Below are 23257 nucleotides of genomic sequence, written 5' to 3' on the forward strand. Positions count from 1 at the left end.
GAGGGGGCCGGGTAGGCCGCGAAGGCCCATACGGCCGGGGCCGGAACGCGGCAGGGGGTGGCGGGTGCGGGAGATCCCGATCAGGAGATACCGAACTCCTTGCCGATGAAGTCGAACATCTCGTCGTCCGTGGCGGTGTGGAGCCCGCCCGCGACGCCCGCGCCGTCCGCCTCCCCCTGGTCGGCGGGCGCGGCCCACCGGTCCAGCAGGTGGCGCAGGTGCGCCGTGACGGTGTCCCGGACTTCCGCGTCGGCGGTCGCCGTGCTCTGCAGCTCCGTCTCGATCCGGTCGAGTTCGGCCAGCAGCCCCGAGACGTCCCGGGCGACCGGTGCGACCTCGGCCTTGAGGTGGTCGGCCAGTTCGGCGGGGGTGGGGTAGTCGAAGACGAGCGTGGGCGGCAGCCGCAGCCCGGTGTCCTTGCCCAGCCGGTTGCGCAGTTCGACGGCGGTCAGCGAGTCGACTCCGAGGTCGCGGAGCGCCTGGCCTGGCCGTACCGCCTGGGGCGAGGCGAGGTCCAGGACCGCGGCCACGTGCTCGCACACCAGGTCCAGCAGCAGGGTGCGCTGTTCGGCCTCGGAGAGCCCCGTCAGCCGGGCCGTCAGGTCCCCACCTGCGGTGCCGGACAGCCCGGCAGCGGTATCCGTTCCCCCGTCGGCGGCGGAGCGCCGGGCGGGGGTCCGGACCAGGGAGGTCAGCAGGGCCGGCAGGGTGCCGGCGGCGGCCTGGCCGCGCAGCTCCGCCAGGTTCAGGCGGACCGGGACGACCGCGCTCCGCTGGTGCGCCGTCGCGGCGTCGAAGAGGCCGAGGGCCTCCTCGGTGGACAGCGGCAGGATGCCGCTGCGGGACATCCGGATCCGGTCGGCTTCCGTCAACTCGCCGGTGATGCCGCTGCTTTCGGCCCACAGCCCCCACGCCAGGGACACGGCCGGCAGGCCGGCGGCGCGGCGCCGACCGGCGAGGGCGTCCAGGAAGGCGTTGGCGGCGGCGTAGTTGGCCTGGCCGGCCGCGCCGAAGACTCCGGCGGCGGAGGAGAACAGGACGAAGGCGGAGAGTTCCATGCCGCGGGTGAGCTCGTCCAGGTGCAGGGCGGCGTCCACCTTGGGGCGGAAGACCCGGTCGATCCGCTCCGCCGTGAGGCCGGTGAGGATCCCGTCGTCGGTCACACCGGCCACGTGCACCACACCGGTCAGGGGGTGGGCGGCGGGTATCTCGGCGAGTACCCGGGCGAGGGCCTCGCGGTCGGCCACGTCGCAGGCGGCCACGGTGACCCGGGCCCCCCGGTCGGTGAGTTCCGCCTCCAGTTCGGCCATGCCCTCGGCGGCGCCGCCGCGACGGCTGACGAGCAGCAGGTCCTGTACCCCGTGCGCGGTCACCAGGTGCCGTGCGACGTGCCGGCCCAGCCCGCCGGAGGCGCCGGTGACGAGGACCGTGCCGTCCGCCGTGAACGTGGGTCCGGCCTCGCCGAGGACGGGCGGCTGCCCGGTCCGAGCCAGCCGGGGCACGAGGACCTCTCCGCCGCGTACGGCGAACTGCTCCTCGCCGGAGGCCAGCAGGGCGGGCAGGACCCGCGCGGACGCCGGGTCGCGGTCGAGGTCGACCAGGATGAAACGGCCCGGGTTCTCCGCCTGCGCCGAACGCACCAGGCCCCAGATCGCGGCCTGCGCCGGGTCGACCTCCTTGTCGCGGTCCTCCGCGCCGCGGCCCTTGGCTGCCACGGCGTTGCCGGTCAGGACGGCCAGCCGGGAGTCGGCGTACCGGTCGTCGGCGAGCCACCGCTGGAGCAGTTCCAGGGCGCGGTGGGCCGTCGCGTGCACGTGGGCGAGGGGGTGGTCCCGGTCCGGGTGGACGTCGACGGCCGCGAGGAGGACGGCGGGCGCCGGGGTCGCGTCGCCGTCTGCCGGATCCGTGAGGTCCGTACGGAACGCGACGTCCATGCCGGAGTCCTCCAGTGCCGCGCGCAGGCCGTCGTCACCACCGACGAGGGTCCACTGGCCGCCCGACGGGTTCACGGGGTCCTCCGGGGTGAGGGGAAGGGGGGTCCAGTCGAGCCCGTAGAGCGATTCCTGCCACCTGTGCGCCCGCCCGGCCTCGGCCAGCTGCTCCACCGATACGGGGCGCAGCACCAGGGAGTCGACGGAGGCGACGGGTCGGCCGGTCTCGTCGGTGGCCAGCAGCGCCACCGAGTCGGCACCGGCCGGGACGATCCGGACCCGCAGGGCGCGGGCGCCGGTGGCGTGGACGGTCACCCCGTTCCAGGCGAACGGGATCCGGCCCCGTCCGGCGTCGGGCAGCAGTCCGCCGAGCCCGATCGCGTGGAGGGCGGAGTCGAGGAGCGCCGGGTGGACGCCGAAGCCGGTGACTCCGGTCTCCTCGGGCAGCCGTACCTCGGCGAACACCTCGTCGCCGCGCCGCCAGAGCCCGTGCAGGCCCTGGAACACCGGTCCGTAGCCGAAGCCGAGGTCCGCCAGCCGCTCGTACGCGCCGCCGGTGTCCAGGGGCTCGGCCCCGGGTGGCGGCCACTCGGCGAGTGCGGAGGACGGCTCCTGCGGTCCGTGGGCGTCCACGGAGACCGTGCCGGTCGCGTGGCAGGTCCACGGCTCGGTGGCATCGGCGGTCTCGGGGCGGGAGTAGACGCCGACCGTACGGTGCCCGGTCGCGTCCGGCCCGCTGACGACGGCCTGGAGCTGCACGGCCCCGTCCCCCGGGAGAACGAGGGGGGCGCCGAGGGACAGCTCGTCCACCCGGTCGCAGCGCACCTCGTCGGCGGCGCGGAGCGCCAGGTCGACCAGTGCGGTGCCGGGCAGCAGGATCGTGTCCAGCACGGTGTGGTCGGTGAGCCAGGGGTGGGTGGCCGGGGACAGCCTGCCGGTCAGCAGGGCCCCCTGGCCGTCGGCGAGAGGTATGGCCGCCCCCAGGAAGGGGTGTTCGGCGGCCACGAGCCCGGCGGAGGCCACGTCGTCGGCGGGTGCGACCGGGTCGAGCCAGTAGCGGCGTCGGTGGAAGGGGTAGGTGGGCAGGTCGACGGGACGGACGGGGCGACCGGCGTGGACGGCGGCCCAGTCGACGGGAGTGCCGTGAACGTGGAGCCGGGCGAGGGCGGTGGTGACGGCCAGGTCCTCGGCGCGGTCCGCCCGCAGGGCGGGGACCGTGAGGGCGCGGTTGTCCAGGAGCTCCTGGGCGAGCGAGGTCAGGACCCCGCCGGGACCGATCTCCAGGAAGGTCCGCACGCCTTCAAGCGCCAGGCAGTCGACGGCGTCGGAGAAGCGGACGGCCTCACGGACGTGGCTCACCCAGTAATCGGCCGAGCAGAACTCCTCGGCGGAGACGATCCCACCGGTGAGAGTGGAGACGACGGGGAGGACCGGGGCCCCGAAGGCCACCTGCTCGACCGCCTCGCGGAACTCCGCCACCATCGGCTCCATCAGCGGCGAGTGGAAGGCGTGGGAGACGGCGAGCGCCTTGGTCTTACGGCCCTCCGCGGACAGCCGCTCCACGATGACGGCCACGGCCTTCTCGGCACCCGAAACCACCACGGACGCAGGCCCGTTGACGGCAGCGACACCCGCACGGTCCTCGAACCCGGCCAGCAGTTCCCGTACCTCCTCCTCGGAGGCCTGGACCGCCACCATGACCCCGCCGCCCGGGAGCCCCTGCATCAGCCGACCACGCGCGGCAACCAGCTTCGCCGCGTCCCCGAGAGACAACACACCGGCCACATGAGCCGCCGCGAACTCACCCACCGAATGCCCGGCCAGGAAGTCCGGCCGCACACCCCAGGACCCGACCAACCGGAACAACGCCACCTCCACCGCGAACAACGCCGGCTGAGTGAACCGCGTCTCGTCCAGCAACTCCGCGTCCTCGCCGAACACCACATCCCTGAGCGGGACTTCGAGGTACGGGTCCAAAGCTGCGCACACCGCGTCAAAGGCCTCCGCGAACACCGGGAAGACGGCGTCCAGTTCACGCCCCATCCCCAGACGCTGGCTGCCCTGCCCGGAGAACAGGAAGGCCGTGCGGCTCTCGTCGGCGGGACCGCCGGTCTCGGCCTCGCCCCGTATGACACCGGCCGCCTGCCGGCCCGCACCGATGGCCGCCAGGCCCGCGAGCAGTTCCTCACGGCCGGCCCCCACGACGGCGGCACGCAGCTCCATCGAGGCGCGCGACACGGCGAGCGTCCGCCCGATGTCGGCGAGGCCCAGGGCCGGGTGCTCTGTGACATGGGCCGCGAGGCGCTGCGCGTGGGCGCGCAGGGACGTTTCGTCCTTTGCCGACAGCAGCCACGCCACGGCTTCGCGCTCCGTTTCCGTGCCGGTGGCAGACGGATCGGGCTCGATGTCGGGCTCCGTGTCAGGTACGTGTTCCAGCACCACGTGGGCGTTGGTGCCGCTGACGCCGAAGGAGGAGACGCCCGCCCGGCGCGGACGGCCGCCGTCGCCGGTCCAGTCCCGGGCCTCGGTGAGCAGCCGTACCGCCCCCGTCGACCAGTCGATGTGGGGGGACGCCTCATCGGCGTGGAGGGTCTTGGGAAGGACGCCGTGACGCATCGCCTCGACCATCTTGATCACACCGGCCACACCGGCGGCGGCCTGGGTGTGCCCGATGTTGGACTTGAGGGAGCCCAGCCACAACGGCCGGTCGGCTTCACGCTCCTGCCCGTAGGTGGCGAGCAGGGCCTGCGCCTCGATGGGGTCGCCCAGCGTGGTGCCGGTGCCGTGGGCCTCCACCGCGTCCACCTCGCCCGCCGACAGACCCGCCTGCGCCAGCGCCTGGCGGATCACCCGCTGCTGCGCGGGCCCGTTCGGCGCGGTCAGACCGTTGGACGCACCGTCCTGATTGACGGCGGAGCCGCGGACCACCGCGAGCACCCGGTGGCCGTTGCGGCGGGCGTCCGAGAGCCGCTCCACCAGCAGCATGCCCACGCCCTCGGCCCAGCCGGTGCCGTCGGCGTCTGCCGAGAACGCCTTGCAGCGGCCGTCGGCGGCCAGCCCGCGCTGCCGGCTGAACTCGATGAAGGTGTTCGGCGTCGCCATGACGGTGGCACCGCCCACCAGGGCCATGGAGCACTCGCCCTGCCGCAGCGCCTGCGCCGCCAGGTGCAGGGCGACCAAGGACGAGGAGCAGGCCGTGTCCACGGTCACCGCCGGGCCTTCCAGACCGAAGGTGTACGAGAGCCGGCCCGAGGCCACGCTGCCGGAGGTGCCCATGCCGAGGTGTCCTTCGAGCCCTTCGGGCACCGTCCCGCCGAGCTGTGAGCCGTAGTCGTGGTACATGACCCCGGCGAACACCCCGGTACGCGAACCACGCAGCGTCGCCGGATCGATCCCGGCCCGCTCGAACACCTCCCACGAGGTCTCCAACAGCAGCCGCTGCTGCGGATCCATCGCAAGGGCCTCACGCGGCGAGATCCCGAAGAAGCCCGCATCGAACTCCCCCGCCTCATAGAGGAACCCACCCTCACGCGCATAACTCGTCCCCGCATGATCCGGATCCGGATGGAACAACCCGTCAAGCGCCCAACCACGGTCCACCGGAAAACCACCAACGGCATCACCCCCCTCGGCAACCAACCGCCACAAGTCCTCCGGAGAACGCACTCCACCCGGATAACGGCAGCTCATCCCCACGATCACGATCGGATCATCGACCGCCACGACTTCTCCGGCCACGGCCGGTTCCGCCTGGCCGGCGGCCGTGCCCAGCAGCTCGGTCAGCAGCAGGCGGGTCAGTGCCTCGGGAGTGGGGTGGTCGAAGACCAGGGTCGCGGGCAGCCGCAGTCCGGTGGTGGAGTTGAGGGTGTTGCGCAGTTCGACGGCGGTCAGGGAATCGAAGCCGAGGTCCCTGAACTGCCGGTCCACCGCTACTGATCGGGCGGACGCGTGGCCGAGGACCGCCGCCACCTGGGTGCGTACCAGGTCGAGGACGAACGCGTGCCGCTCGTCCGCCGACTGGGCGGCGAGCCTGGCGGCCAGCGGGGTCCGCCCGGCCGCCGTCTGCCGGTCGCCTTCGAGGCTGGGCCGTACGGAGGTGCGTACCAGTTGCCGCAGCAGCGGCGGCAGGGATCCCGCGCGGGCCTGGGCGTGCAGCGCCTCGGTGTCCAGGCGGACCGGGACCAGCGTGGCCCGCTCGGAGCGGCAGGCGACGTCGAAGAGTGCCAGGCCCTCCGCCGCCTCCAGGGCGATCAGTCCGGAGCGGCTGATCCTGTGCCGGTCGGCGGCGGCCAGGCGTGCCGTGAGCGTGCTGCTCTGCGCCCACAGGCCCCACGCGAGGGACACGGCGGGGAGTCCCTCGGCCCGCCGAGACTCGGCAAGGGCGTCGAGGAAGGAGTTCGCGGCGCAGTAGTTGGCCTGGCCGGCGCTGCCGAGGGTGCCTGCGGCGGAGGAGAACAGGACGAAGGCGGACAGGTCGGTGTCGCGGGTCAGTTCATGGAGGTTGAGGGCCGCGTCGGCCTTCGGGTGGAACACCCGGTCGACGCGGTCCGGGCTGAGGGCGTGGACGGTGCCGTCGTCGGTCACGCCGGCCGCGTGGATCACCGCGGTCAGCGGGTGCTCGGCGGGAACGCCAGCCAGCAGGGCGGCGAGCTCGGCGCGGTCCGCGACGTCGCAGCGCACGGTCCGGGGCTGGGCGCCCAGTTCCCGCAGCTCCTCCGCGAACTCGGCTGCGCCCGGGGCGTCCTGGCCCCGGCGGCCGGCCAGCAGCAGGTGGCGTACCCCGTGGGTGGTGACCAGGTGGCGGGCGACCAGCCGGCCCAGCGCACCCGACGCTCCGGTGATCAGCACCGTTCCGTCGGCCGGGAAGGGAACGGGGGCGTCCCCGGCCGGCGCCGGTTCGTCGGCCCGTACGAGCCGGGGGACGAACAGGGCCCCGCCACGGACCGCGACCTGGGGCTCGCCGCAGGCCAGGGCGGCCGCCGGCGCGGAGGTCTCGTCCGTGTCGGTGTCCACCAGCAGGAACCGGTCGGGGTTCTCCGACTGGGCCGAGCGTACGAGCCCCCAGACGGCGGCCTGTACGGGGTCCACGGCAGCGGCTGCGGCACCGGCTGCCGGGGCGCCGACCGCGCCGCGCGTCACCAGTGCCAGCCGCGAGGCGGCGTATCGCTCCTCGTGCAGCCATTCCTGGAGCAGCGCCAGCACCCGGTGCGTGGCGGCGGCTGGTGCGTCGGCCTCCCCGCCCTCGGGCGGGGCGACGGCGACGGCGACGGTGTCCGGCACGGAGTCCAGGTCCGCGAGGCTCTCGCACCACACCACCTCGGCGGGCTCGGTCTCGACGGCCGGTTCGCACGGCTCCCAGGCCACGCGGAAGAGCGCCTCCCGCAACCCCGCGCCCGCCTCGGCGAGTTGCTCGGGAGTGACCGCGCGCAAGAGGAGGGAGTCGACGGAGGCGACGGGCCGTCCCAGGCCGTCGGTGATCCGCAGCCGCACCGCGTCGGAACTGGTCCCGGCCCGGGTCAGGCGGACGCGCAGGGTCTCGGCGCCGCTGCCGTACACGCTCACGCCGCTCCAGGCGAACGGCAGCCGGCCGGCGTGGCCGGCGTCATCGGCGTCGGACGGCTCCCCGACGACGATGGCGTGCAGGGCCGCGTCCAGGAGCGCGGGGTGCAGGGTGAACCCGTCGACCGGAGTCCCTCCGGGCAGGGCGACCTCCGCGAACAGCTCCTCGTCCCCGCGCCGCCAGACGGCACGCAGGCCCTGGAAGACCGGTCCGTAGGCGAAGCCGGCGTCGGCAAGCCGCTCGTAGCAGTCGTGCAGGTCCACGGCGGTGGTGTCGGCGGGCGGCCATGTGCCGTCCGCAGCGGGCGGGGACGGCTCGGTGTCCGGGACGAGGAAGCCCGTCGCGTGCCGCGTCCAGGACTCCTCCCCGCCGGCCTCGATGGTGGTCTCGGCGCGGGAGTAGATCTTCACCGTCCGGCGTCCGGCGGGCTCTTCGGCGGCGCCGACGAGCACCCGTACCTGGACAGCGCCCTGCTCGGGGAGCACCAGGGGGGCGGCGAGGGTGAGTTCCTCGACCCGGCCGCAGCCGAGTTCGTCACCGGCGCGGAACGCCATCTCCAGGAATGCGGTACCGGGGAGCAGGGTCACGCCCGAGACCTCATGGTCCGCCAGCCAGGGGTGGGTGGCGAGGGACAGCCGTCCGGTGAGGAGGGAGCCCGCACCGTCGGGCAGCAGGACCGTCGCCCCGAACAGTGCGTGGTCGGCGTCGGCCAGTCCGACGGCAGTGACATCGCCGGTGCCGGCCGGGACGTCCAGCCAGTAGTGCTCGTACTGGAAGGGGTAGGTGGGCAGGTCGACGGGACGGACGGGGCGACCGGCGTGGACGGCGGCCCAGTCGACGGGGGCGCCGTGAACGTGGAGCCGGGCGAGGGCGGTGGTGACGGCCAGGTCCTCGGCACGGTCGCTCCGCAGGGCCGCGACGGTGACGGCGTGCTCGTCGAGGGCGTCTGCGGCCAAGGCGGTCAGGACACCGCCGGGGCCGACCTCCAGGAAGGTCCGCACGCCTTCAAGCGCCAGGCAGTCGACGGCGTCGGCGAAGCGGACGGCCTCACGGACGTGGCTCACCCAGTAATCGGCCGAGCAGAACTCCTCGGCGGAGACGATCCCACCGGTGAGAGCGGACACGATCGGCAGCTTCGGGGCCCCGAAGGTCACCGACTCCGCGACCTCACGGAAGGCGTCGAGCATCGGATCCATCAGCGGCGAGTGGAAGGCGTGCGACACGGCCAGGGCCTTCGTCTTACGGCCCTCCGCGGACAGCCGCTCCACGATGACGGCCACGGCCTTCTCGGCACCCGAAACCACCACGGACGTCGGTCCGTTGACAGCGGCGATGTCGGCGCGGCCCTCGAACCCGGCCAGCAGCTCCCGTACCGCCTCCTCGGAGGCCTGGACCGCGACCATGGCGCCGTCGGCCGGCAACGCCTGCATCAGCCGCCCGCGTGCGGCCACCAGCTTCGCCGCGTCCTCAAGGGACAGCACACCAGCCACATGGGCAGCAGCGAACTCACCCACCGAATGCCCGGCCAGGAAGTCCGGCCGCACACCCCAGGACTCCACCAACCGGAACAACGCCACCTCCACCGCGAACAACGCCGGCTGGGTGAAACGCGTCTCGTTCAGCAGCTCCGCGTCCTCGCCGAACACCACATCCCTGAGCGGGAGTTCGAGGTACGGGTCCAGAGCTGCGCAGGCCGCGTCAAAGGCCTCCGCGAACACCGGGAAGACGGCGTTCAGTTCACGCCCCATGCCGAGCCGCTGGCTGCCCTGGCCCGAGAACAGGAACGCAGTGCGGCTGCCGCCGACGGGCGTGCCCTCCGGGGTCTCTCCCCGCAGTACGGCGGCGGCCGTCGGACGGCCCGCGGCGAGGTCCTCCAGGCCGCTCAGCAGTTCCTCGCGGCGCGTGCCGACTGCCGCGGACCGGAGGTCCAGGGCGGCCCGGGGGGCCAGGGCGAGGGCCACGTCGCGCGGGCGGAGGTCCGGGTTGGCGGTGAGGTGGGCGAGGAGGCGCCCGGCCTGCGCGCTCAGCGCTGCCGGGTCCTTGGCGGACAGCGGCCAGACGACGGCCGTGTCGGTGGCCGGTACGTCCTCGGGGCGATGGTGTGCTTCCGGGTCCTCGTACGGTGCGGGCTGTTCGATGACGACGTGGGCGTTGGTTCCGCTGACGCCGAAGGAGGAGACGCCCGCCCGGCGCGGACGGCCGCTCTGCGGCTCCGCCCATTCCCGGGCCTCGGTCAGCAGCCGTACATCCCCCGCCGACCAGTCGATGTGGGGGGACGCCTCATCCACGTGCAGGGTCTTCGGCAGCACCCCATGACGCATCGCCATCACCATCTTGATCACACCCGCCACACCGGCAGCCGCCTGGGTGTGCCCGATGTTCGACTTGAGGGAGCCCAGCCACAACGGCCGGTCGGCTTCACGCTCCTGTCCGTAGGTGGCGAGAAGGGCCTGCGCCTCGATGGGGTCGCCCAGGGTGGTGCCGGTGCCATGGGCCTCCACCACGTCCACGTCCCCCGCCGACAGACCCGCCTGCGCCAACGCCTGGCGGATCACCCGCTGCTGCGCAGGTCCGTTCGGCGCGGTCAGACCGTTGGACGCACCGTCCTGGTTGATCGCGGAACCGCGTACGACGGCCAGTACCCGGTGGCCGTTGCGGCGCGCGTCCGAGAGCCGCTCCACCAGCAGCATGCCCGCGCCCTCCGCCCAGCCGGTGCCGTCCGCCGAGCCCGAGAAAGCCTTGCAGCGGCCGTCGGCGGCCAGCCCGCGCTGCCGGCTGAACTCGATGAAGATGTTCGGCGTCGCCATGACGGTGACGCCGCCCACGAGGGCCATGGAGCACTCGCCCTGCCGCAGCGCCTGGGCGGCGAGGTGCAGGGCGACCAGGGACGAGGAGCAGGCCGTGTCCACGGTCACCGCGGGCCCCTCCAGGCCGAAGGTGTAGGCCACGCGGCCGGAGGCGATGCTGCCCGCGCTGCCGTTGACGAGGTAGCCCTCGAAGCCCTCGGGGACGACGGAGAGTCGGGAGCCGTAGTCGTGGTACATGACCCCGGCGAACACCCCGGTACGCGAACCACGCAGCGTCGCCGGATCGATCCCGGCCCGCTCGAACACCTCCCACGAGGTCTCCAACAGCAGCCGCTGCTGCGGATCCATCGCAAGGGCCTCACGCGGCGAGATCCCGAAGAAGCCCGCATCGAACTCCCCCGCCTCATAGAGGAACCCACCCTCACGCGCATAACTCGTCCCCGCATGATCCGGATCCGGATGGAACAACCCGTCAAGCGCCCAACCACGGTCCACCGGAAAACCACCAACGGCATCACCCCCCTCGGCAACCAACCGCCACAGATCCTCCGGAGAACGCACTCCACCCGGATAACGGCAGCTCATCCCCACGATCACGATCGGATCACCGACCGCCACGACTTCTCCGGCCACGGCCGGCTGCGCCGGGAGAGGGGCGTTGCCGAGGATCTCGGCGCGCAGGAAGCGGGTGAGGGCCAGCGGGGTGGGGTGGTCGAAGACGAGGGTCGCGGGCAGTCGGGTGCCGGTGGCGGCGTTGAGCAGGTTGCGCAGTTCGACGGCGGTGAGCGAGTCGAAGCCGAGGTCCTTGAAGGGGCGTTCGGGTTCCACCTGGTCGGGCGATGCGTGGCCAAGGACGGTGGCGACCTGGCCGCGTACCAGGTCGGTCAGGACGCGGTCCTGTTCGGCCTCGGGGAGCCCGTGGAGGCTGGCGGCCAGGGCGGAGGCGCGGTCGGCGGGTGCGGCGGAGGCGGTGCCGGGGCCGCTGTGGGCCTTGCGGACCGGGGTCCTGACCAGCCCGCGGAGCAGGGCGGGGACCTTGCCCTCGGCTGCTTGGACGCGGAGTCCCGCGTGGTCCAGCGGCACCGGGAAGAGGACGTCCGCGCCCGCCGTGCAGGCGGCGTCGAACAGGGCGAGGCCGGTGGCCGCGTCCATGCCGACGAGGCCCATGCGGCGGATCCGCGCGAGGTCGGTGGAGTCCAGCTTGCCGGTCATTCCGCTGCCGTCGGCCCACAGGCCCCAGGCCAGCGATACCGCGGGCAGTCCGGCGGCGTGGCGCTGCTGGGCGAAGGCGTCGAGGAAGGCGTTCGCGGCGGCGTAGTTGGCCTGGCCGGCGCCGCCGAGCGTGGCGGAGACGGAGGAGAAGAGCACGAACGCGGACAGGTCCGTGTCGCGGGTGAGCTCGTGCAGGTGCAGGACTGCGTCGACCTTCGGGCGGAGCACGTGGTCGACGCGGTCCGGGGTGAGGGCGGGGACGATGCCGTCGTCGGTCACGCCGGCCGCGTGGACCACGGCGGTCAGCGGGTGCTCGGCGGGGACCGTCGCCAGCAGGTCGGCCAGGGCGTGGCGGTCGGCCACGTCACACGCGGCGGTGGTGACCCGGGCGCCGAGGGCGGTGAGTTCGGCCTCGAAGTCGGCCGCTCCTTCGGCGGTGGGGCCCCGGCGGCCGGTGAGCAGGAGGTGGCGTACGCCGTGCTCGGTGACGAGGTGGCGGGCGACGAGCCGACCGAGGGTGCCGGTGGCGCCGGTGACCAGGACGGTGCCGTCGGCCTTGAACTCCTGCCGCTGCGGGTCCTCGTCGGCTGGGTGGTCCGTGTGGGCCGTGAGGCGCGGCACCAGGACCGTGCCGCCGCGTACGGCGAGCTGGGGTTCACCGGTGGCGAGGGCGGCGCGCAGGGCCTCCCGGCCGGGTCCGGCGTCCGGGTCCAGGCCCGGTTCCAGGTCGAGGAGGACGAAGCGGTCCGGGTTCTCCGACTGTGCCGTGCGGAGCATGCCCCAGACGGCGGCCTGGGCCGGGTCCAGGGTGGTGCGTTCGGCGGGGGTGGTGGCGACCGCGTGGCGGGTGACGACGACGAGCGGGGTCCGGTCGGACCGCTCCTCGGCGAGCCACCACTGGATCAGTGCGAGCGTGCGGTGGGCGGTGGCGCGTACCGCTCCGGCCGGGCCGTCCGGTGCCGCGCCGCCGTCGGGGGCGGGGCCGGCGAGGGCCACGGCGCAGTCGGGTTCGGGGGTGTCGGCGGGTACCTGGGCCGGGGTCCAGCCGAGGCGGAGGAGGGTGTCGGCGCGGGGGGACGCCGCCGCGCGCAGCCGGTCGACGGAGACGGGGCGCAGGACGAGGGCGCCGACGGAGGCGACGGTCTGCCCCGCCGTGTCGGCGACGAGTACGGAGACGGTGTCCGGTCCGGCCGGGGTCAGCCGGACGCGTACGGCGGGGGCGCCGGTGGCGTGGAGGCTGACGTCGCTCCAGGAGAAGGGCAGCAGACCCTGTCCGGTGCCGGTGCCGGACAGCAGGCCGAGCCAGGAGGCGTGGAGGGCGGCGTCGAGGAGGGCCGGGTGCAGCCCGAACGCGCCCGCGTCCGGTGCGGTGGGGGCTGGGAGGGTCGCGGCGGCGTACAGGGTGTCGCCGTGCCTCCATGCCTCTGTGAGGCCGCGGAAGCCGGGGCCGTAGCCGAAGCCGAGGTCGTCGAGGAGCTCGTAGAGGTGGTCGGTGGCGACCGGTTCGGCTCCGTGCGGGGGCCATGCCGCGACCTCGGGCGCTGCCGGGGGCCGGGCCGCTTCGGCGGTCAGGGTGCCGCCGGCGTGGCGCGTCCAGTCCTGGGGGGTGGCGGGGTTCTCGGGGCGGGAGTGGAGCTCCAGGGCGCAGCGGCCGTCGGGGCCGGGCGCACCGACCGTGAGGCGGAGCTGGACCCCGCCGTGTTCGGGCAGGACGAGCGGGGCCTCCAGGGTGAGGTCCTCGATGTGGGTACGGCCTGCTTCCCGGCCTGCCCGCAGGGCCAGTTCCACGAAGGCGGTGCCGGGGACGAGTACGGCTCCGGAGACGGTGTGGTCGGCGATCCAGGGGTGGGTGGCGAGGGAGAGGCGGCCGGTGAGCACGATGCCGCCGTCCGGGAGCACGACGGTGGCGCCCAGGAGGGGGTGTTCGGTGTCGGTGACGCCGATCGCGGTGGGGTCGGCGGCGGCCGGGACGTGCAGCCAGTAGGTCTCGCGCTGGAAGGGGTAGGTGGGGAGGGCGATGCGGCGTGCGTCGCGGTCGGCGTACCAGGCCGTCCAGTCGACGGGAGCGCCGCGGACGTGGAGCTGGGCCAGGGCGGTGGTGACGGCGAGGCCCTCGGGGCGGTCGGCGCGCAGGACGGGGGCGGTGACGGCCGACTCGTCGAGCAAATCCCGGGCCAGGGCGGTGAGTACGCCGCCCGGGCCGATCTCCAGGAAGGTACCGATGCCCTCGGCGGCGAGGATGGCGACGGCGTCGGCGAAGCGGACGGCCTCGCGGACGTGGCTCACCCAGTAGTCGGCCGAGCAGAACTCCTCGGCGGAGACGATGCGGCCGGTGAGGGTGGAGACGATGGGCAGCTTCGGGGCCTCGAAGGTCACCGACTCCGCGACCTCGCGGAAAGCGTCGAGCATCGGGTCCATCAGCGGGGAGTGGAAGGCGTGGGAGACGCTGAGCGCCTTGGTCTTGCGGCCCTCCGCGGACAGCCGGTCCACGACCGAGGCCACGGCCTCTTCCTCGCCCGAAACCACCACGGACGCAGGCCCGTTGACGGCGGCGACACCCGCACGGTCCTCCATCCCGGCCAGCAGTTCCCGTACCTCCTCCTCGGAGGCCTGGACCGCCACCATGACCCCGCCGTCCGGGAGCTCCTGCATCAGCCGGCCACGCGCGGCAACCAGCTTCGCCGCGTCCCCGAGGGACAGCACGCCCGCGACATGGGCCGCCGCGAGCTCGCCCACGGAATGTCCGGCGAGGAAGTCGGGGCGCACGCCCCAGGACTCCATCACCCGGAACAGGGCCACCTCGATCGCGAACAGCGCCGGCTGGGTGAAACGGGTCTCGTGCAGGACTTCCGCGGCCTCGCCGAACACCACGTCCCGCAGGGGCCGTTCCAGGTGGCCGTCCAGGTGCGCGCAGACCGCGTCGAAGGCGTCCGCGAACACCGGGAATGCGTCGTACAGTTCGCGGCCCATGCCGGGACGCTGGCTGCCCTGTCCCGAGAACAGGAAAGCGGTCCGGCCGGGTTCGCAGCCGGTGGCGGAGTCGGTGCCGCCGGTGATGACGTGGCGGGCCGCGCCCGCCACGTCCTCGTCGGCGAGGGCGTCCAGGCCGCGCAGCAGTTCGGCGCGGTCGGTGCCGAGGACGGCCGCCCGGTGCTGGAGGGCTGCCCGGCCGGTGGCGAGGGAGAAGCCGATGTCGGCCGGGGTGGCCTCGTCGTGCTCGGTGAGGTGGGCTCGCAGGCGCCGGGCCTGGGCGCGCAGTGCGGTGGGGGTCTTGGCGGACAGCAGCCAGGCGGAAGGCGGGCCCTTCGCCGCGTCGGTGTCGTCCGCGACCCGGTCGGCTTCTGGTCCGGCCGGTTCGGGGGCCTGTTCGATGATCACGTGGGCGTTGGTGCCGCTCACGCCGAAGGCCGAGACGCCGCCGCGGCGGACGTGGTCGGGGGCCTCGGGCCAGGCTACGGGGGCGGAGAGCAGTTCGACCGAGCCCGTCGACCAGTCGACGTGCGGGGTCGGGGCGTCCACGTGCAGGGTGCGGGGCAGTTCCGCGTGCTGGAGGGCCAGGACCAGCTTGATCACGCCGGCGACACCGGCCGCGGCCTGGGTGTGGCCGAGGTTGGACTTCAGTGAGCCCAGCCACAGCGGCCGGTCCCCGGGCCGGTCCTGCCCGTAGGTGGCGAGGAGGGCCTGGGCTTCGATGGGGTCGCCGAGCCGGGTGCCGGTGCCGTGTGCCTCGACCACGTCGACGTCCGAGGGCGCGAGGCCCGCGTCCGTCAGGGCCTGGCGGATGACCCGCTGCTGCGAGGGTCCGTTGGGAGCGGTCAGGCCGTTGGAGGCGCCGTCCTGGTTGATCGCGGAGCCCCGTACGACGGCCAGCACCTGGTGGCCGTTGCGGCGGGCGTCGGAAAGCCGCTCCAGCAGCAGCATGCCGGTGCCCTCGCCCCAGCCGGTGCCGTCGGCCGCGGCGGCGAAGGCCTTGCAGCGGCCGTCGGGGGCCAGTCCGCGCTGACGGCTGAACTCGACGAAGATGCCGGGGCCCGACATGACGGTGACGCCGCCCGCCAGGGCGAGTTCGCATTCGCCCTGGCGCAGGGACTGGACGGCCAGGTGGAGGGCGACGAGGGAAGAGGAGCAGGCCGTGTCGACGGTCAGCGCGGGCCCTTCCAGGCCGAAGGTGTAGGCGAGTCGGCCGGAGACGACGCTCGCGGCCCGGCCGGTCAGCAGGTAGCCCTCGACGCCTTCGGGGGCCTGGCGCAGGCCGGAGGCGTAGTCCTGACCGTTGGAGCCGATGAAGACGCCGGAGCGGCTGCCCTTGAGGGTGGCGGGGTCGATGCCGGCGCGTTCGAAGGCCTCCCAGGTGGTCTCCAGCAGCAGCCGCTGCTGGGGGTCCATGGCGAGGGCTTCGCGGGGGGAGATCCCGAAGAAGGCAGCGTCGAACTCGCCGGCGTCGTGGAGGAACCCGCCTTCACGGGCGTAGGTGGTGCCGGGGTGCTGCGGGTCGGGGTGGTAAAGGGCGTCGAGGTCCCAGCCGCGGTTCTCGGGGAAGGCGGAGAGGGCGTCCGCGCCCTCCGAGAGGATCTTCCACAGGTCCTCGGGGGAGGTCACACCGCCGGGGAAGCGGCAGCTCATCGCGACGATGGCGATGGGTTCGTCGTCGTAGGCGGGCCGGGCGGCGGGCGCCGCGGCGAAGCTGCCGGTCTGCGGGCTGCCGAGGAGCCGGGCGTCGAGGTGGGCGGCGAGTTCGGCCGGGTTCGGGTGGTCGAAGACGACGGTGGTGGCCAGCCTCAGGCCGGTGGCGCCGACGAGGCGGTTGCGGAGCTCGATGGCGGTGAGCGAGTCGAATCCGGTGTCGCGGAAGGCCCTTTGGGGCTGGACCGCGTCGGCGCGGGAATGGCCGAGGACTGTGGCGGCCTGGGTGCGGACGAGTTCGACGAGAGCCCGGAGCCGTTCGGGGCCGGGGAGTGCGGCCAGCTGTCCGGCGAGCGCGGGGCCGCCCGCGGTGGGGCCCGCGCCTGCGGGCGCGTCGGCGGCTTCGAGGATCCGGCGGGCTTCGGGGAGGCGGTGCAGGAGCGGGTAGTCGCCGGTGTGGGCGAAGGCGCGTACGAAGCGTTCCCAGTCGATGTCGGCGACGGTGACGGCCGTGTCGTCGTGGTCCATGGCGCGGCGCAGGGCGGCGATGCCGAGGTCGGCGGGCATGGGGAGGATGCCGCGCCGGGTGAGGTGTTCCTCGGCATGGCGGCCCATCATGCGTCCGCTGCCCCAGGAGCCCCAGGCGATGGCGGTGGCGGGCAGGCCCTGGGCGCGGCGCTGGTGGGCGAGGGCGTCGAGGAAGGCGTTGGCGGCGGCGTAGCCGCCCTGGCCGCCGTTGCCGACGATGCCGGCGATGGAGGAGAACAGGACGAAGAAGTCGAGGTCGTGGCCGGCAGTGAGCTCATGCAGGTGGAGTGCGGCCTCGGCCTTGGGACGCAGTACGTGTTCCAGCCGGTCGGTGGTCATGGCGTCGAGGACGCCGTCGTCGAGGGCACCGGCGGTGTGGATGACGCCGGTGAGGGGGTGTTCGGCGGGCAGGGAGCCGAGGAGCCGGGCGAGGGCGTCGCGGTCGCTGACGTCGCAGGCGGCGATGGTGGCGCGGCAGCCGAGGGCGGCGAGTTCCTCGTGGAGTTCGGCGGCGCCTTCGGCGGCGGGGCCGCTGCGGCTGGTGAGGACGAGGTGGGCGGCTCCGGAGCGGGCGAGCCAGCGGGCGACGTGGGCGCCGAGGGTGCCGGTGCCGCCGGTGACGAGGACGGTTCCGTGGGGGCGGGCGAGGGTGTGGTCGCCGGTGGGGGCGGCCGGGTCCGCGGTGGCGCGGACGAGGCGCCGGGCGAGGGTGCCGGTGGCGCGGACGGCGAGCTCGTCCTCGCCTGCGGGGTCGGCGAGGAGGCTGGTGAGGAGGTCGAGGGCGCGTGCGTCGAGGGTTTCGGGCAGGTCGACGAGGCCGCCCCACCGCTGGGGGTGTTCGGCGCCTGCGACCCGGCCGAGGCCCCAGATCTGGGCCTGGGCGGGCCGGCGGAGCGGGTCGGCGGGGCCGGTGGCCACGGCCCCGGAGGTGGCGCACCACAGGGGGGCGCCGATGCCGGTGTCGCCGAGGGCCTGGAGGAGGGCCAGGGTGGCGGCGAGGGCGGCCGGCACGTGGTGTCCGGGCGCGTCGGCGGGGTCTTCGGCGAGCAGGGAGAGCACTCCGGTGACCGTGTCGGCGGCCAGCCCGCCCTGGGCGAGCCGGTCGGTGAGGAGTGCGGCCACGGTCTGCCGGTCGGGGTGGGCGGCCGGGTCGAGGGGGATGCGTTCGACGCGGGCGCCGCAGCCGGTGAGGGCCTCGTGGACGGCGGTGGCGGTGGCGCCGTCCTGCCGGGCGGTGGTGGTGACGAGCAGCCAGGTGCCGGTGAGCGGGGCCCTGCTGCCGCGCCGGGCCTGGGTTTCGGTGGGGGTCCAGGTGACGCGGTAGCGCCAGTTGTCGATCCGCGCGGTGCGGGTGGAACGGCGGCGCCAGTCGGCGAGCCGGGTGACAATGCCGTCGAGGGAGGCGTCGGGGTCCAGGTCCAGTGAGCTGGTCAGGGCCTGGACGTCGGTGTTCTCGACGGCGGCCCAGAAGCGGGCCTCCTCCTCACCGTGGCCCGCGCCCGTCGCGGGAGCGGCCGGTGCGGCGGTGTCGAGCCAGAAACGGCGCCGTTGGAAGGGGTAGGTGGGCAGGTCGGCGGGGCGGGGGCGCAGCCCGGCGAAGGCGGCGGCCCAGTCGGCGGGGACGCCCCGGGTCCAGGCCTGGCCGAGCGAGGTGAGGAAGCGGGCGGAGCCGCCGTCGCCGCGACGCAGCGAGGGGACGACGTCCACGGTGGTGTCGGCGTCCTCGGCGGTCTCCTGGAGGCCGATGGCGAGCACGGGGTGCGGGCTGCATTCGACGAGGACCTGGTGGCCGTCGGCGATCAGACGGCGTGCGGCGGGCTCGAAGCGGACGGTGGTGCGGAGGTTGGTGTACCAGTAGGTGGCGTCGAGGGCGGCGGAGTCGACGGGTTCGCCGGTGACGGTGGAGTAGAACGGTACGGGCGGGGTGAGCGGGGTGATGCCGGCGAGGGCTTCGGTGAGTTCGGCCTCGATGAGCTCCACGTGCGAGGAGTGGGAGGCGTAGTCGACGGGGACGCGCTTGGCGCGGACGCCGTCGGCGGTGCAGGCGGCGAGGAGTTCGTCGAGGGCGTCGGCGTCGCCGGAGACGACGGTGGAGCGGGGTCCGTTGATCGCGGCGATGCCGAGCCGCTCGCCCCACTGGTCCAGGCGCCGGGTGACGTCGGCGAGGGGCTCGGGTACGGAGACCATGCCGCCGAGGCCTGCGAGGCGGGCGAGGAGGCGGCTGCGGAGGGCAACGACCCTGGCGGCGTCGTCGAGACCGAGGGCGCCGGACACGGCGGCGGCGGCGATCTCGCCCTGGGAGTGGCCGATGACGGCGGAGGGTTCGACTCCGAAGGAGCGCCACAGCTCGGCGAGGGAGACCATGACGGCCCACAGCGCGGGCTGGACGACGTCGTCGGCGCTGTCGAGGGCGGGGGCGCCGGGGGCGCCGCGCAGGACGTCCTCCAGGGACCAGTCCACGTAGGGGGCCAGGGCGCGGCCGCAGGCGGCGATCCGCTCGTGGAAGACGGCGGAGGAGTCGAGGAGTCCGACGGCCATGCCCGCCCACTGGGAGCCCTGGCCGGGAAAGACGAAGGCGACGCGGCGGGCGTCGGCGGCCGTGCCCTGTGCGGTGCGGGGGGTGGAGCCGGCGGCGGCGAGGGCGCCGAGGCCCCCGGTGAGTTCGGCCTCGGTGGCGCCGGTGACGACTGCGCGGTGTTCGAAGGCCGTACGGGTGGTGGCGAGGGCGTGGCCGATGTCGGCGGGGCGGCTGCCGGGGTGCGCGGCGATGTGCGCGAGGAGATCCTCGGCGCGGGCGGCCAGCGCCTCGGGGCTGCGGGCCGACAGGATCCAGGGCACGTCGGGTGCTTCGGCCGGGGTGTCCGCCTCCGGGGCGGGGTCGGCCACGGGGGGCTCGGCGGGGGTCTCTTCGATGATGGCGTGGGCGTTGGTGCCGCTGATGCCGAAGGAGGACACGCCGAAGCGGCGGGGGCGGCCGGTCGCGGGCCAGTCCACGGCGTCGGTCAGCAGCCTGACCCGGCCGGCCGTCCAGTCCACGTGCGGGGAGGGGACCTCGGCGTGCAAAGTCCTGGGCAGGAGCCCGTGCTGGAGGGCCAGTACGGACTTCAGAACGCCCGCGATGCCGGCGGCGGCCTGGGTGTGGCCGATGTTGGACTTGAGGGAGCCCAGCCACAGCGGCCGGTCCCCGTCCCGGTCCCGGCCGTAGGTGGCCAGCAGGGCCTGGGCCTCGATGGGGTCGCCGAGCGTGGTGCCGGTGCCGTGGGCCTCGACGGCGTCCACGTCGGCGGCGGTCAGCCCTGCGTTGGCGAGGGCCTGGCGGATGACCCGCTGCTGGGCGGGGCCGCTGGGCGCGGTGAGTCCGTTGCTGGCTCCGTCCTGGTTGATCGCGGAGCCGCGGAGGACGGCCAGGACCCGGCGGCCGCCCCGGCGGGCGTCCGAGAGCCGCTCCAGGAGGACCATGCCGGCGCCCTCGGCGAGGCCGAAGCCGTCGGCGTCGGCGGAGAAGGCCTTGGAGCGGCCGTCGGGGGCCAGCGCGCGCTGCTTGCTGAACTCGATGAAGGAGCCTGCCGTCGGCAGGACGGTGACGCCGCCGGCGAGGGCCAGGGAGCATTCGCCGGTGCGCAGCGACTGGGCGGCCAGGTGCAGGGCGACGAGGGAGGAGGAGCAGGCGGTGTCGACGGTGACGGCGGGGCCTTCGAGGCCGAGGGTGTAGGCGAGGCGGCCGGAGGCGACGCTGACGCTGTTGCCGGTCAGCAGGTAGCCGCTGATGTCCTCGGGCGCCTCGTGGAGGCGAGGGCCGTAGTCCTGGTTCATGGCGCCGACGAAGGTGCCGGTGCGGGTGCCGCGCAGGGTGGCGGGGTCGATGCCGGCGCGTTCGAGCACCTCCCAGCCGGTCTCCAGGAGGATCCGCTGCTGGGGGTCCATGGCGAGGGCCTCGCGGGGGGAGATCCCGAAGAACTCCGGGTCGAAGGCGCCGGCTTCGGGGAGCATGCCGGCTTCGCGCTGGTAGTAGCGGCCGGGGCGGCCGGGCTCGGTGTCGTAGAGGCCCTCGATGTCCCAGCCTCGGTCGGCGGGCAGGGCGGACACGGCGTCGCCGCCCTCGGTGAGCAGTTGCCAGAGGGCTTCGGGGGTGTCGGTCCCGCCGGGCAGGCGGCAGCTCATGGCGACGATGGCGACGGGTTCGTCCCAGGCCGCGGCGGTGGTGTCGTCGTCGGCCGGGTCCTCGTGGGTGCCGAGGGCTTCGGCGAGGATCCGGCTGGTCAGGGCGGCCGGGGTGGGGTGGTCGAAGACGACGGTATGGGACAGGGCGAGTCCGGTGGCCTCGTTCAGGCGGGCCCGGAGCTCGACGGCGGTGACGGAGTCCAGGCCGAGGTCGCGAAAGGCCCGTCCGGGGGCGACGGTGTCCGGGCCGGGCAGCCCCAGCAGGGCGGCGGTGAGGGTGCGGACGAGTGTGGCGGCGGTGTGCTCGCGTTCGGTCTCGGGCAGCAGGGCGAGCCGGGCGGTGGGCGCCTGGGTGTCGGCGGCGGGCCGCCGGAAGGGGTAGGTCGGCAGCTGGACGCGGACCCCGGGGGCGGCGGGGAAGGCGGTCGCCCAGTCGACGTCGACGCCCTGTACGCAGGCCTCGGCGAGGGCGGTGCGCAGGCGGTGCAGGCCGCCCTGGCCGCGGCGCAGGGTGGCGACGGTGACGGCGTGGCGTCCGGCCGCCGCGGCGGTGTCCTGCATGGCGGCGGTCAGCGAGGGGTGGGGGTTGATCTCCACGAGGGCTTCGTGGCCGTCGGCGAGGAGGGCGTGGGTGGTCTGCTCGAAGCGGACAGGGCGGCGCAGGGCCCCGAACCAGAAGTCGGCGCCCAGGGTGCGGCCGTCGACGATGCCGCCGGTGGCGGAGGAGTAGAGCGGGGTGTGGCCCGCGCGGGGGGCGAGGCCGGTGAGGGCGGTGAGCATCCGGTCGCGGACGGCGTCGGCGTGCGCGGAGTGGGCTGCGGCGCCGAGGCGTACGCCGCCGCAGCGGATGCCCTCGCCCTCCAGTTCGGCGCGCAGTGCGCGTACGGCGTCGCCGTCGCCGGAGACGACCTGGGATTCGGGGCCGTTGTGGGCGCCGATGACCAGCCGGTCCGCCCAGGGGGCGAGCCGCTCCTGGAGCAGGTGGCCGGGGAGGCTCACGGCGAGCATGTCGCCGCCGAGTCGGGCGAGTTCGGCCAGTGCGTCGCCCCAGGCGTGGATGGTGCGGGCGGCGTCCTCCAGGGTGAGGGCGCCGGCCAGGTGGGCGGCGGCAACCTCGCCGATGCTGTGGCCGGCGTAGGCCCTGGGGCGGACCCCGTGGGCCTGCCAGGTCTCGGCGAGGGCGATCTGGACGCCGAAGGTGGCGGGCACACTGACGTCGGAGGTGCCCAGGCCGGGGGCGCCGGGGGCGCCGCGCAGCACGTCGGTGAGGAGCCAGCCGGTGAAGGGCGCGAGGGCCTGCTCGCAGCGCAGGGCCGCGGCACGGAACTCCGGTGAGGAATCGAGGAGTTCACCGGCCATGCCGGGCCACTGTCCGCCGATGCCGGACAGGACGAAGGCCGCCGGGCGGTCGGCGGCGGTGCCGCGGACCACGTCGGTGGCGAAGCCGCCGTCGGCGAGGGTGGACAGTGCGTCGAGGAGCCGGTCGGGGCCGTCGCCGAGGAGGACGGCGCGGTGGGGGAAGTGGTGCCGGGTGGTGGCGAGGGCCCGCCCCACGGCGGCGGGGTCGAGGCCGGGGTGTGCGGTGAGGTGCTCATGGAGCTGCCGGGCCCGGGCGCGCAGGGCCTCGGGGCCGGCCGCGGAGAGGATCCAGGGCAGTGGCTCCTGCGTGGGGTCACCGGCGCCGGCGGCGAGGTCGGCTTCTTCGCCGGGGTCGGCGTTCCAGCCGAAGTCGGCGGCGGCGGTGAACCGGCCGTCGGCGCCGAGTACGGCGATTACCCGGTCGCCGTCGGCCCGCGCCCCGGCGAGGGGCTTCAGCAGGACGGCTCCGTAGCCGCCGGGCGTGGTGTCCGGTGCGTCCGGCAGGCGTACGTCTGGGCCCGCGGCCAGGGCGAGGGTGCTCTCGCCCCGGGTGAGGCTGTCGTGGGCTGCGCGGAGCGCGTGGACGCCGGTGGGGAGGCGGCGCAGCAGCGGGGCGGCGGCGGGGGCGAGCCGCAGGACGGCGCCGACCGCGGCGGCGGCCTCCTCCTGCCCGGGGAGTTCCTCGCCCTGCTCACCCGGGACGGCGAGGAAGAGGCCGGTGCGCGGGCCCGGGGCCACCGCCAGGACGACACCGGCGTCCTCCAGCGCCTCCCACCAGGTCTCCGCCGCAGCCGGGCCGTACGGCAGGGTGCCGGTCCGCGCGGGGTGCGACGGGTCTGCGGTGGCCTCCGCGAGGAATTCCGCGTCGAACGCCCCGTCCGCGCCGGTGTCCTCCGGCGGGCGGTGCGCCGACCCGATCGCCACGATCACCTCGTGTGCGCCGTTCCCGGATTCCTCCGGCATCGCAACAGACTCGCGCATCATGTGTGCTCCATCGACCCGTTGAACTACTGCTGGTTTGCTGGTTCCGCAGCGCCTTCGGGCGTGCGGGCGTGCCGGGGAGGGCCCCGTGCTGT

The 23257-nt window shown here is 74.6% G+C and carries 1 protein-coding gene; it reads right to left on the reverse strand.

What is annotated here, in order from left to right:
* Positions 1 to 80: 80 nt before the first annotated feature.
* Positions 81 to 23165, reverse strand: coding sequence for a type I polyketide synthase (locus ACIHCL_RS29590; RefSeq protein ID WP_399866654.1), 23085 nt, complete (start codon positions 23163 to 23165; stop codon positions 81 to 83).
* Positions 23166 to 23257: the final 92 nt, after the last annotated feature.

Origin of the sequence: Streptomyces sp. NPDC052042, assembly GCF_044548345.1 — a bacterium.
Lineage (GTDB): Bacteria > Actinomycetota > Actinomycetes > Streptomycetales > Streptomycetaceae > Streptomyces.